The sequence below is a fragment of the Rossellomorea sp. H136 genome (assembly GCF_056838065.1).
Window position 1 is genome coordinate 641,626 of the sequence record NZ_CM166371.1, and the last position, 12,247, is coordinate 653,872.

Genomic DNA, 12,247 nt, shown 5'->3' on the forward strand with positions numbered 1-12,247 from the left:
CAATAACAGAAAGGAAGATGGAACATGCGTGAAGTGGTCATTGTTGAAGGTGTAAGGACACCTGTAGGAAGAAGGAAAGGACTTTTAAAGGATATCCGCCCCGATGATCTTGCAGCAAAGGTGCTTGAAGAGGTGGTCAAAAGGGCCGGGATTGATCCTGGACTCGTGGAAGATGTGATACTTGGCTGCGTGTCTCAATCAGGGGAACAGGCAGGTGATATTGCCCGTGTGTCAGCTCTGATAGCGGGCTTTCCGATAGAAGTACCTGGAACCACAATTGACCGGCAGTGCGGCTCGAGCCAGCAGGCAGTGCATTTTGCCGCACAGGCGATTCTTGCAGGGGATATGGATGTCGTGATTGCCGGTGGCGTGGAGAATATGTCAAGAGTTCCGATGGGATCCAACTATGGGGATGCCGTTCCGTTTAGCCCGAAGCTAAAAGGACGCTACGAAATCATCCATCAAGGTTTATCAGCGGAACGAATTGCCGAGAAATATGGTTTTACCCGAAAGGAACTCGACGAATTCTCGGCAGAAAGCCATCGGCGGGCGTTGAAGGCACAGGCTGAAGGACATTTCAAAAAGGAGATCATGCCACTTGAGATTACTCTTGAAAATGGCGAAACCACCTTAGTGACCGAGGATTCAGGTCCAAGGGAAGGGACGACTCCAGACGTTCTGGCCGGCTTGAAAACAGTCTTCAAGGAAGATGGTGTCATACATGCAGGTAACTCGAGTCAAATCAGTGATGGGGCAGCCGTCCTTCTGTTGATGAGCCGTGAAAAGGCAGAGGAACTGGGCTTGACACCTCGCTTCAAGGTTCATACACGAGTGGTAGTCGGCTCTGACCCTACCTTGATGCTGACAGGACCGATCCCGGCAACCGAAAAAGTACTGGAGAAATCAGGCTTGACACTTGAGGATATTGATGTGTTCGAGGTCAATGAAGCCTTTGCCTCTGTCCCGTTGGCCTGGCTCAAGGAAACAGGAGCAGATCCTGAGAAACTAAACCCGAATGGAGGAGCGATAGCCCTCGGTCACCCACTCGGTGCAAGCGGGGCACGCTTGATGCTTACCATGATGCACGAGCTTGAAAGAACGGGGGGCCGTTATGGGTTGCAGACCATGTGCGAAGGGCATGGAATGGCGAATGCAACCATCATCGAGCGGCTTAGTTAAACAGGCTGCTTATGAAAATGATTTCATATGAAAATCCTGTTCCGGACACACAGGTCCAAACGTTTACGAGGAGGTGCGATGTCCCACTATGCTGAAGGGCATTCAAGTGATCGACTTTACCAACTATATACCGGGCCCTTTTACCACTTTAAGGCTTTCGGAGCTTGGAGCAGAAGTGATCAAGGTAGAATCCCCGGAAGGAGATCCGGCAAGACAAAATGGAAACGGCTTAGTGTTCAACGCTCATAACCGTGGCAAAAAAAGCATCGTCTTGAATCTAAAACTGGAAGAAGGGAGAAAGATTGCCCTTGACCTGATCGGAAATGCTGATGTTCTCATTGAAAGTTTCCGGCCCGGTGTAATGGAAAAGCTTGGTCTCAGTTACAAAGAGGTCAGCGGCATCAATCCTGCCATAATCTACTGCTCCATCACAGGCTATGGGAACAGTGGGAGGATGTCTCACCTCGGAAGTCATGATTTGAATTATTTGAGTGTGAGCGGGGCCCTTGCACAGCTGAAGGACAAGAGTGGAAGGCCGGTTCATCCGAGCCATACATTTGCCGACTATATCGGCGGTCTATCGGCAAGCGAACGGATTTTGGCTGGGCTTGTGTCCAGAGGGATATCAGGGGTAGGAAGTTATCACTGCATTTCCCTTGCAGAGAGCATGGCTACCTTGATGACCAATCATGTCTTGATTGAAAAGGAAACAGGATACCAGAGTGGTGTTCAGGTCTTAAATGGTACAGTGATTTCATACGGTCTTTATGAAACGAAGGATAAGGGGTTTGTCAGCCTCGCTGCACTGGAGCCTAAATTTTGGCGAAACTTTTGTCAGTCTCTTGGCAGGGAGGACTGGTTGTCAGCCCACTACTCGAAGCCTGAATCGGGAAATCCTCTTTACTGTGAGCTGGTCGAGTTGTTTAGAAGCAAAACACGATCGGAGTGGTCTGTATTTGGCCAGGAAGTGGACTGCTGTCTTACCCCGGTTCTGGAGGCGGATCAGCTTGTTGAATACCCTGTTTTTAAAGAAAAGGGCTTAATTACAGGTGAAGGGCAAGTGAACATGTACGGAGATTATAATCGAGGGGCTGTCACACCACCACCGGAAAAAGGGGAACAGACTAAAGAGGTTCTGCGAGACTGGCTAAAAGCCACGGATGAGCAGATAGTGGATTGGGAGAAGAAAGGTGTAATAGATTAAGAGAAGCGGAAGGGGAAATGTTGGTATGATGAATGTTCCATTAACAGTAGGTTCTCTCTTGGAGAGAGCAGAAAAGTTTTTTCCGAAAAAGCAGGTTGTTTCACGGACACTTTCTGGGATTCATCGTTTGACGTATAAGGAAATCGGTGAACGTACACGGAGGCTATCGGGTGCCCTTGAGAAACTGGATGTAGTAAAAGGAGACAGGGTCGGAACATTTGCGTGGAATCATCATCGCCACCTCGAGGCGTACTTTGCCGCACCAGGAATGGGAGCGGTTATCCACACGATCAATATCCGCCTGTCTTCTGAGCATGTTTCTTATATTGTCAATCATGCAGAAGACAAAGTGTTATTAGTAGATGAAGATTTACTGCCCCTTATTGAGAAATGCAAGGATGATTTCAAAACAGTAGAAGCCTATATCATCATGACCGACAAAGACGAGCTTCCGGAAACGACACTGGAACCCGTTTACTCCTATGAAGAACTGTTGCGTGAAGCCAGTCCGAATTTCGAGTTCGTAAAGGATATCGATGAAAATGAACCTGCCGGAATGTGCTACACATCTGCCACCACAGGTCGACCCAAGGGTGTCGTTTATTCCCACAGGGGAATTGTCCTGCACAGTTATGCTTTCGGCTTGGCTGATACGGCGGCCTTGTCGGAAAGGGATGTTGTCATGCCGGTTGTGCCCATGTTCCATGCGAATGCATGGGGATTGCCTTTCGCTGCAACCTGGTTCGGCTCGACTCAAGTCTTGCCTGGTCCGCTTTTTACCCCGAAGCTCTTGGCTGAACTGATTGAAGAGGAAAAAGTCACCTTCACCGCCGGAGTCCCAACGATTTGGCTAGGGCTTCTGAATGAACTAGAAAATGGAGACTACATGACTTCTTCACTACGATCCATCGTATGTGGAGGATCAGCAGCGCCGAGGGGAATGATCAAAGCGTTTGAAACGAAGTACAACATTCCATTCCTTCATGCATACGGCATGACAGAGACCGCTCCCCTTGCAGTGGTTTCGCGACTTAAGAGCTACCAGACCGATCTTGATGAAGAGGGAATCCTTGATATCCGTTCAAAGCAAGGGCTCATTGTACCAGGACTCGAAATGAAAGTGATGGGAATCAATGGAGAAGTAAGATGGGACGGTGAGGAAATGGGTGAAATTCTGCTCCGTGGCCCGTGGATTGCAGATGAATATTATAAGGACGAGCGTTCCCAAGATGCGTTCAGGGATGGATGGCTCTACACGGGTGACGTTGCGACCGTCGATGAAGAGGGCATCATCAAGCTTGTTGACCGGACAAAGGACCTGATCAAGAGCGGTGGGGAATGGATTTCATCCGTTGACCTCGAAAACGCATTAATGGCACATGATGCCGTGTTCGAAGCGAGTATCGTGGCAGTCCCTCACGAGCAGTGGCAGGAACGCCCGGTTGCCTGCGTAGTGTTGAAAGAGCCCTATAAGGGTCGAGTCGACAAACAAGAGCTGATCGATTTCATTGCCCCGCAATTCGCGAAGTGGTGGCTTCCTGATGAAATCGTCTTTATGGAGGAAATCCCGAAGACATCTGTGGGTAAATTCCTGAAGAGGGCACTGCGTGAGCAGCTGAAGGATTTGTTGGTGGAGAAGTCTTCATAAAGATGGAATAACCCTGACTTCAATAGGGGTGATTTATTGGAATATTATTAAAAAAAAGAAGGGTTTCTACCTGGGGTACCGAAATGATTATAGTGAATGATAGAATCCAGGGAGGTATGAGCAATGGGGAGATTAGTACATTTCGAAGTACATGTGGATGATATGGAACGTGCAAAGAAGTTCTACGGAGAGGTATTCGGCTGGAAGTTCGAGGACTGGAGTGAATACGCCGGAATGCCTTATGCCGGGGCTGTGACAGGGGACGAGAATGAGATGGGGATCAATGGCGCGTTGATGCAGCGTCAAAGTGCTCCTCCTGAACCGAACCAGCCTATGAACGGATATTCGTGTACGATGGGCGTGGAGAATTACGATGAGACGGAGATACTCATTCTTGAACATGGCGGTAAGGTTGCCCTGCCGAAGTATGCTCTGCCTGGAATGGCTTGGCAGGGGTATTACGTTGACACGGAAGGGAATGTGTTTGGGATTCATCAGCCGGATATGGATGCGAAGTAGGATGGATTTAGGTTAATAAAAAATAATGTTGCCTGGCCTTCTGTACTGTGAGTCGGGCAACAGCCAAAAGCCTTTAAAGATTACTGGTGAATGTATGAACAGGCAATGAAAAATGGAGAGATTGAGAATTTCCTTATGGAAGAGCCTGAGAAGATGGCAGAGGTCGTTAATGTATTTATTAATAAGAGACACACAACAAACGTCCTGACTCAGGGCGTTTGTTGTGTGTCTCCGTGTGTTAGAATTGATTCAAAATAGTGATTAACCTCATTTATTAAAATAAACGAGTACATAGTAAGGAGGTCAGGCCCCGACTATTCGAGCAATTTCGACTCCTCTATGCCCTTTTGTATCCATTCACTTTTTCTCATGAATATTAACAAATTGACTGATTAATGAATTTAATTCACTAGCTTTTTTTGTGGGAATTCTATGATCCGATTTTTCGATGAATTCCAATTGATTTACAGGTAATTCTTCATGTAATAGCTCAGCATAATGGTGAAATTGACTATCCTTTTTTCCATATATCAATAGTGTTGGAAGGTTGATGTTTTTCAGACGATCGGTACAATTATAGATCAAGCTATAAGCATAATATTGCTCGATATTTCTGGAATCGCCTTGTTTGGCATCTTTGAACATCTTTTTGAACAGTTCCTGATTATTCGAGTTGCCTTTGGATATAGACCATGCCAAAACAGAAACCAATCCAGCCCTCGCAAGTTTGGTTGCAACCCGAATTCTATTCTTTAAGAGTTTATCACTTACTTCAGACATTCCACTTATTACACAGCCACCTAAAGCACGGTTTGAAGAAGTCAGTAGAAATTCCAATACAATAGAACCTCCTGTGGAATAGCCGCATATCAAAGCTTTCTCAATATGTAAATGATCCAGAATTTGAATTATATCTCTAACAATCAGCTGATAGGAGATGGGTTCGTTTGAGTACTGACTTCGACCGTGACCCCTAATGTCAAAAGTGATGACTTGAAAACTTCGAGATAACTCCTCTATTTGATACTCGAAGTTAACGGAAGTTAGAGTGGGAGGATGGATAAAAACGATTGGAGTTCCTTTCCCTTTAACTGAATAATGTATATTAGTCCCAGCAATGTCCAACAGCGGCATGTAATTTTCACCTCATGTCATTTAAGCCAAATATTCTATCTGTAAAGTTCTTCACCAAGCTTTGATTTTAAATTGAATTCTAGGCATTTATATTATTTTATACGAACAATTTATTTATTCATTACTACATTATTTCTCAATGTCTTCCTTATTTTCCCTGTCTGTAGAAACCAACTGTTGCTTCTGCCGTTTCAAGAATCTTTTGGTGAAGTTCCTCCGGTTCTATGACTTTCACTTGATCGGCAAAACCGAGCAGATACCCCTTTGCTTCTTCTTCTGTATCAAATGAGAGGGTAACGGGAATCCATTCCATATTGCTCCTATCTCCTATTTCAAGTACTCGTGCAAAACGGCCGGAGAATGTCAGCCTCGATAGGGTGGAGGGGGTGACTTCCACCTTCACTTCGTACGAAGGCAATTTTTTTATAAAGGTCTTGGTTGAAGAATTCCAGTATTGAGCCAAGTTAAAGTTCTTTGGTCGTTCAAATGTTTCCTCTAAAGGAACGGCAGATTGGATCCGGGAAGCCCTGTAATTCCGGATGTCTCCATTTTCTTTGGAGGCGATCAAGTACCAGAGATCTCCCTTAGCCACCAGACCAAGTGATGAAACAGTGCGATCATCCGTATTTCCGTCAGCCCGTTGATAGGTGATCCTCAGTTTGTGTTCCTTCCAGATGGCCTCTTTAACTACTTCAAAGGAGGCGGTCTTTTCTTTCTGCTTTCGCCATGAGCTTGTGTCGATGTGGATCCGGTTCCAAACGTCTTTCGCGTTTTCACGGTAGATGGATGGAAGGGAGGCGATAAGTTTGTTTCTGGCTTCCTCGGACGTACGGGTCAAGCCGAGATCGTCGAGGAGGTGGGCTGACGGTGACACGAATATTGCGCGGATTTCTGATTCTTTCAAGCCGGTCAGATCCGTCTGATAGTCTTCGAGTAAGGACCAGCCTCCATTTTTGCCACGTTCTGCCACCACGGGGATCCCTGTTCCGCTTAGTGCGTCCATGTCTCTGTAAATTGTCCGTTCGGAAACTTCCAATCTCTCTGCCAGTTCATTTGCAGTCATTTGGCCGTGTGTTTGTAATAATAATAGGATGGATACGAGTCGGTCGCCTCTCATCTTTTTCACCTTTTTCCTGAATAGATTAGTTTTATTAAATTAAATATGACAGTTGATGTCAAGAATAGGATCGTATAATGAACGTATCTGACAAGATGAAAGGAATGGGATATATGAAATCACTGACTGGAAAGGTTGCACTTGTTACGGGAGGAAGCAGGGGAGCAGGACGCGCGATTGCCGTTGAATTGGGAAAAGCCGGAGCGACTGTATATGTCACGGGACGCAGCACAAAAGGGAATTCCACGCAAAACTTTCCTGGAACGATTGACGACACAGTTTCGAAAATAGAAGAGGCTGGTGGGAAGGGGATTGCGGTTCGTTGTGATCATACGATTGATTCAGAAACAGAAGCGGTCATCAAGCAAATCCGTGAAGAACAAGGTAGGCTGGATATTCTGATCAATAATGTATGGGGAGCCCATGATATCGGAGTGAATCCGGGGGCGTTCTGGGAATTGCCACTCGCCAATTGGGATACGATGTTCACGGCAGGGGTGAGGGCTCAGCTGGCGACGAATCACTTTGCTATCCCGTTACTTCGCGAGAATAAAGAAGCCCTCATCATTCACACCACCTTTTGGGATGATGGCAAGTACACGGGACAGTTCTATTACGATCTGGCGAAGAATGCACTGGTTCGTATGGCGTACGGACTTTCAGAGGAACTAAAAGGAAATAATATCGCGGTCCTTGCCGTGTCACCTGGATTTATGAGGACGGAGCTTGTACTCGAGCATATGGGAGTGGACGAGGCACACTGGCAGGAATCTGAAGACTTAAAGAAATCCGAGACCCCATATTATGTTGGACGTGCCATCACGGCGCTGGCGATGGATCCAGGGGTGATGGAGAAGACGGGACAAGTGTTAAAAGCAGGGGACCTGGCGAAGGAGTATGAGTTCACGGATGTGGATGGACGTTACATTCCACCGTTCACGATGTAGCAGTTTGTTTTGTCCCCTGGATTAAAGGTCCCGGGGACAAATTCAATGTTGAAATCGGAGTCTTAACCCCCATCTAAGCCGAATAGACTATTCATGATAACCACTTTCAAAAGGAATAGGGGTGGCATGATGTTTTCGGTGACAGAGATGCGTACGTTCGAATTGTTTTCTGTTCCGCATATTGCTGTACTTTTGATGTTTGTGGCTATATCGTTTATGCTGGTTTACTTTAGACGTTTCCTTAAGAGGTATCAATCATTTATGAAGGGGACGTTATTCTGGATGTTGGTCCTGTCAGAAGTATCGTGGCATACCTGGCTTGTGGCAACAGGGACGTGGGAGGTGGGGGATCTTCCTCTGCAGCTCTGTTCTGTCAGTACCTTTATCTCAGTTTATCTATTCCTGAAGCCGAATCAGAAGGCATTCTATCTGCTTTTCTTTATCGGATTTCTTCCTCCGATCTTAAGCATGGTAACACCTGAAATGGCTTATCAGTTTCCTCATTTTCGCTTCCTTAAATACTTTCTCCATCATGCAGCCATTGCGTGGTCCGTCCTTTATTTCATCGTGTATGAGGGATACCGGGTGCCAAGAAAAGCTGTATGGACCGGCTTTCTCATGGTCAATCTTCTCGCCCTGCCGATTTTCTTTCTTAACCTTTTTCTCGACACGAATTTCTTCTACCTGGCCAATCCGACGGAATCCAAAACGATCCTGTCTTTTTTCGGGTCGGGTATTATGTATTATCTCAATCTGGAAATCGCGGCACTTGTCGTGTTTTTCTTTACGTATGTTCCGATGGGGATGCTCATGAAGCGGGAGAGGATGAATGGGTAACACCCCTAATGCCTCTATTGTAAAAAAGGAAGTATGTGTTTTCGGCGGAGGTAAGGTAAGTTGATCTGAAAGGCTCTCCCACCATCACGGTAGGAGAGCCCTTTTTCATTATACTGGAATCTCAAACTGCTTCGAATACAGCCTGGAATAAGGACCTTCTTGTTCGAGTAATGCTTCATGGGTCCCTTCCTCAACAATCTTTCCATCTGACAAAACCAAAATTCTTTCGGCGTTCCGGATGGTCGATAAACGATGGGCGATCACGAGCGTCGTTCTTCCCATTGCCAGTAACTCCAGGGATTCCTTGACGATGCTTTCACTTTCATTATCCAGGGCGCTTGTGGCTTCATCGAGAATGAGGATGGGCGGGTTCTTCAAGAAGACACGGGCGATACTGAGCCGCTGCTTCTGACCTCCGGATAAACGAACCCCGCGCTGGCCGATTTCGGAATGATACCCTTGTGGCAAACGTGTAATGAAGTCGTGGGCGTTCGCCTGCTGAGCAGCCATCATCACCTCTTCGTCTGTCGCTTCCGGATGCCCGTAGCGGATATTATCCATGACGCTTCCGGAAAAAAGGTACACATCCTGCTGCACGATCCCGATGTTGCTTCTGAGAAAATTTAAGTCCAGATCTTTCACATTTTCACCATCTACATAGATCCCGCCAGCCGTGACATCATAAAAGCGGGGAATCAGGGAGCAAAGGGTTGTCTTGCCGGCTCCGGATGGTCCAACGAGTGCTACGAATTCCCCTGGAAGGATCTCAAGAGATAAATCTTTGAATACCGGCTCTATGGACGAGTCGTAATGAAATGATATGTTTTTCAATAAAATGTGTCCCTTCATATTTGAGAGAGACTTTGCTGCAGGCTCATTCTCGATGACCGGTTTGGTGTTCATGATTTCCATGAATCGCTGAAACCCTGTAATCCCCTCCTGGAATTGAGTACTCATGTGAGTGAGCCTCTGGATCGGTTCTATCATAAAGCCGATATACAGCAGAAAGGTGATCAAATCAGGCAGGTCAAGGGACGCATCCACAATCTGAATGGACCCGAAGATGACGATGGTGATCGTAATCAGTTGAATGAATGCTTCCGTCCCGTTATAGAAGTAAGCTTCTGCACGATAGGTTCCCTTCCGGCTCTCCAGAAATCGTTGATTCTCCCTGTTGAATTTGCTGATTTCAAGTGATTCATTGGCAAATGACTGAACGACGCGGATGCCGGATAAGGAATCTTCCACCTGGGCATTGATATCGCCGATCCGCTCTTTGTTATCCGTCAACGCCCGGTTCAGCTTCTTATTGAAATAAAGAGAAAAGAAACCAAGGATCGGAAAGAAACAAAAAACGGTAAGGGTAAGAGGAGCGTTGATAAAGAACAGAATCACAAACGCTCCAATAAAACGAACCAAATACTTCACATAATCTTCCGGTCCGTGATGATAAAGCTCCGATACCATTAAGAGATCATTCGTCACCCGGCTCATCAACCGGCCCGTCTTTTCTTTATCATAAAAGCTGAAAGAAAGCTTTTGCAGATGAGCGAATAATTCGCCTCTCATATCGCTTTCCATTCGTGCCCCGATCTCATGTCCCTTGTAGTCCACAATATAATTGCCAATATTTTGGGCAATCACAAGAAGTATCATCAAAACGCCGACCCAAAAGACATCGGCAAAAGCCGTGGTAAGACTTCCGGGCAGAACATCCTTCGTCACATAACGAACAAGCAACGGAAAAACGAGGGTCAGGGAAGACGTGATCAACGCACAGATCAACACAATAAGAAAAATCGAACGATACGGTTTGTAATACGAAAGAAATTTTTTTAATGGAAATGACATAATATACCCCTTTAATGTGTTATTTCACAAATCACATATAAGGGGGAAGACCGTCAACGTTAAAAAGGTGCTCCACCCTTATATGTTTGTACGGTTACCATAGCAATGTTTCTCATGAAAACAGCCTCCTTTAGTTTCGATATATTCATTGTATGATGGGGATGAAGAAAAATAAAGTTAATTTTCTGATAATAAATCAGGTGCAAAGATATCAAATGGATAAAAACTTTTATCACAAGGTATCCAGTTTTGATTAAATCTCTATATAAAGGTTGAGGGTGAATGGGTGATGGAGTGGAAGGGGCTCACGCAAAATGGTGATAAGGCATGAATTCAATTACTAGAGGCAGGGGTACACACCTAAAATGGCGGTCCTCAATTCCCCATGACCAAAACGATGTCAATCGCCCATGAACACTTTACGGAACAAGCGTGAAAACAAACAGAAGATTTTTAAAGAAAGAAGAGATAGTAAACAACAACAACGTGCGTGTAACGGGCGCGCATCGGGATTGTTTCCGTGACCTGACAATGGGCCACGGAAACAAACAAGAATCATATATTTATTTAACCCTTCCAATCATCCAAAAAATCTATGATTCTATCCCTTGTTTTTTGTGCGGATTCTTTATGAAAGTTTGACGAATAGGGGTCACTGAATCCATGTTTACCGCTATATTTCTGAATGTCGATGTGCTTTCTTTCTAATTTCGCAATGACTTCGTCCACCTGAAAGGAGGGTTCTTCTTCTGGGAAAAACAACATGGTTGGACACATTGGTGTGACCTCCAAATAGTTTCGAATGCGTGAACCGTAGAAGCCGATGACACCATCAACCCTTTCATCTTCACTGCATAGCCAGGCAACCGTCGCCCCTACACTGAACCCTATGATCACGATTCGTTTGTATTCCAGTCGATATTTTGAGAGAATTGCCATTATTTTTTCTGTCGACCGTTCAAAGCCTATGTTCTCTATGAAATGATGGTAGGCCATCTCTTCTTGGGAATAATCAAAAACAGTTTCTCTTTCTAATAAATCCTGACAGATGACGTCAGTCCCCTGTTCTGAGATGAATTCGCAAAAGCTTTGTATATGTTGGTTGATTCCGTAAATTTCGTGAATAACTATAGCAAGCGTACTGGATTTTTGTTGAAGTTGAATCAAGTTATCCCCTCATATTCTTTAATGAATTATTCGGAAGAGGAGATGCGGAAGGGGCGGACCTTCTTCCCATCACTTACCCGCAACATATACCTTCCGACCTCCTGACCGATTTTTTGATGTCACCCGTCACCAGGAAGATGTGAATCCGTTCGGATAACTCTATCTTTGATCCGGAAGCACTGATTCCATAGTTAAGGCAGAACATTTGCAACTCTTCCTTTAATCAGTAGTACTCTTTGAACGTTTCGATTGGGGTGTCCCTGTTTAATGTGGGTCCCAATTCAACTAGCTCCTAAAATTCAGTTGTCTACTGCCTCGGACCAAGCAGCATCACACCAACCCCTATCAAACAGATCCCTGCACCCACCCAGTCATACAAATCGGGTGTTTTCTTATCGATTCCCCATCCCCATAGGACGGACAAGACGATGAATACCCCGCCATAAGCAGCGTAGACCCGGCCGAATGATGGGAAGGATTGAAAGGTTGCGATGACTCCGTACAGGACCAGGGCGATTCCGCCGGCCACTCCCCAGTGGGCTGGCTTCCCATCCCGGAGCCATAGCCAGATGAGGTAGCCTCCTCCTATTTCTGCGATTCCTGCAAGGAGGAATAATATAATAGCATTTAGCATGTGAATCACT

The 12,247-nt window shown here is 45.7% G+C and carries 12 protein-coding genes; 6 read left to right on the plus strand and 6 right to left on the minus strand.

From position 1 onward, the window contains the following. Positions 1–24: 24 nt before the first annotated feature. From ACYH0O_RS03265 to ACYH0O_RS03280, 4 genes are all read left to right on the plus strand, one after another. Positions 25–1,179 carry a thiolase family protein gene (locus tag ACYH0O_RS03265; protein ID WP_482631114.1) on the plus strand — a complete coding sequence of 385 codons (1,155 nt, stop codon included), beginning with the start codon at positions 25–27 and terminating at the stop codon, positions 1,177–1,179. An 88-nt stretch (positions 1,180–1,267) separates the two neighbouring features. Next, positions 1,268–2,383, plus strand: coding sequence for a CaiB/BaiF CoA transferase family protein (locus ACYH0O_RS03270; RefSeq protein WP_482631115.1), 1,116 nt, complete (start codon positions 1,268–1,270; stop codon positions 2,381–2,383). A 25-nt stretch (positions 2,384–2,408) separates the two neighbouring features. Next, entirely contained in the window at positions 2,409–4,031 is a 1,623-nt protein-coding gene (locus ACYH0O_RS03275) for a long-chain fatty acid--CoA ligase (RefSeq protein WP_482631116.1), read from the plus strand. Between the two features lie 123 nt (positions 4,032–4,154). Next, on the plus strand, positions 4,155–4,550 hold the full coding sequence (locus ACYH0O_RS03280; protein WP_482631117.1) for a VOC family protein: 396 nt from the start codon (positions 4,155–4,157) through the stop codon (positions 4,548–4,550). A gap of 357 nt (positions 4,551–4,907) precedes the next feature. Here the strand turns inward: ACYH0O_RS03280 and ACYH0O_RS03285 are convergent, their stop codons facing one another. Together ACYH0O_RS03285 and ACYH0O_RS03290 are read right to left on the minus strand one after the other, a co-directional pair. After that, positions 4,908–5,684, minus strand: a complete 777-nt coding sequence (locus ACYH0O_RS03285) for an alpha/beta fold hydrolase (RefSeq protein ID WP_482631118.1) — start codon at positions 5,682–5,684, stop codon at positions 4,908–4,910. Positions 5,685–5,832: 148 nt separating this feature from the next. Further along, entirely contained in the window at positions 5,833–6,801 is a 969-nt protein-coding gene (locus tag ACYH0O_RS03290) for a helix-turn-helix transcriptional regulator (protein ID WP_482631119.1), read from the minus strand. A gap of 113 nt (positions 6,802–6,914) precedes the next feature. Between ACYH0O_RS03290 and ACYH0O_RS03295 the strand changes: the two genes are divergently transcribed. Then, the gene (locus tag ACYH0O_RS03295; protein ID WP_482632487.1) at positions 6,915–7,748 is read left to right on the plus strand and encodes an SDR family NAD(P)-dependent oxidoreductase; all 834 of its coding nucleotides are present in this window, start codon (positions 6,915–6,917) and stop codon (positions 7,746–7,748) included. 126 nt (positions 7,749–7,874) lie between these two features. Further along, the gene (locus ACYH0O_RS03300) at positions 7,875–8,585 is read left to right on the plus strand and encodes a YwaF family protein (RefSeq protein ID WP_482631120.1); all 711 of its coding nucleotides are present in this window, start codon (positions 7,875–7,877) and stop codon (positions 8,583–8,585) included. A 108-nt stretch (positions 8,586–8,693) separates the two neighbouring features. Here the strand turns inward: ACYH0O_RS03300 and ACYH0O_RS03305 are convergent, their stop codons facing one another. The 4 genes from ACYH0O_RS03305 to ACYH0O_RS03320 form a co-directional block, all read right to left on the minus strand. Further along, positions 8,694–10,436 carry an ABC transporter ATP-binding protein gene (locus ACYH0O_RS03305; RefSeq protein WP_482631121.1) on the minus strand — a complete coding sequence of 581 codons (1,743 nt, stop codon included), beginning with the start codon at positions 10,434–10,436 and terminating at the stop codon, positions 8,694–8,696. A gap of 567 nt (positions 10,437–11,003) precedes the next feature. Then, positions 11,004–11,603 carry a dienelactone hydrolase family protein gene (locus ACYH0O_RS03310; protein WP_482631122.1) on the minus strand — a complete coding sequence of 200 codons (600 nt, stop codon included), beginning with the start codon at positions 11,601–11,603 and terminating at the stop codon, positions 11,004–11,006. 73 nt (positions 11,604–11,676) lie between these two features. After that, a complete protein-coding gene (locus tag ACYH0O_RS03315) occupies positions 11,677–11,814 on the minus strand; it encodes an SAP domain-containing protein (RefSeq protein WP_482631123.1) in 138 nt (45 codons plus the stop codon). A gap of 96 nt (positions 11,815–11,910) precedes the next feature. After that, entirely contained in the window at positions 11,911–12,237 is a 327-nt protein-coding gene (locus tag ACYH0O_RS03320; protein ID WP_482631124.1) for a YnfA family protein, read from the minus strand. Between the last annotated feature and the right edge of the window lie 10 nt (positions 12,238–12,247).

Coding starts and splice junctions, on each gene's coding strand:
- ACYH0O_RS03265 (WP_482631114.1), top strand. CDS start 25: ATGCGTGAAGTGGTCATTGTTGAAGGTGTAAGGACACCTGTAGGAAGA.
- ACYH0O_RS03270 (WP_482631115.1), top strand. CDS start 1,268: ATGCTGAAGGGCATTCAAGTGATCGACTTTACCAACTATATACCGGGC.
- ACYH0O_RS03275 (WP_482631116.1), top strand. CDS start 2,409: ATGATGAATGTTCCATTAACAGTAGGTTCTCTCTTGGAGAGAGCAGAA.
- ACYH0O_RS03280 (WP_482631117.1), top strand. CDS start 4,155: ATGGGGAGATTAGTACATTTCGAAGTACATGTGGATGATATGGAACGT.
- ACYH0O_RS03285 (WP_482631118.1), bottom strand. CDS start 5,684: ATGCCGCTGTTGGACATTGCTGGGACTAATATACATTATTCAGTTAAA.
- ACYH0O_RS03290 (WP_482631119.1), bottom strand. CDS start 6,801: ATGAGAGGCGACCGACTCGTATCCATCCTATTATTATTACAAACACAC.
- ACYH0O_RS03295 (WP_482632487.1), top strand. CDS start 6,915: ATGAAATCACTGACTGGAAAGGTTGCACTTGTTACGGGAGGAAGCAGG.
- ACYH0O_RS03300 (WP_482631120.1), top strand. CDS start 7,875: ATGATGTTTTCGGTGACAGAGATGCGTACGTTCGAATTGTTTTCTGTT.
- ACYH0O_RS03305 (WP_482631121.1), bottom strand. CDS start 10,436: ATGTCATTTCCATTAAAAAAATTTCTTTCGTATTACAAACCGTATCGT.
- ACYH0O_RS03320 (WP_482631124.1), bottom strand. CDS start 12,237: ATGCTAAATGCTATTATATTATTCCTCCTTGCAGGAATCGCAGAAATA.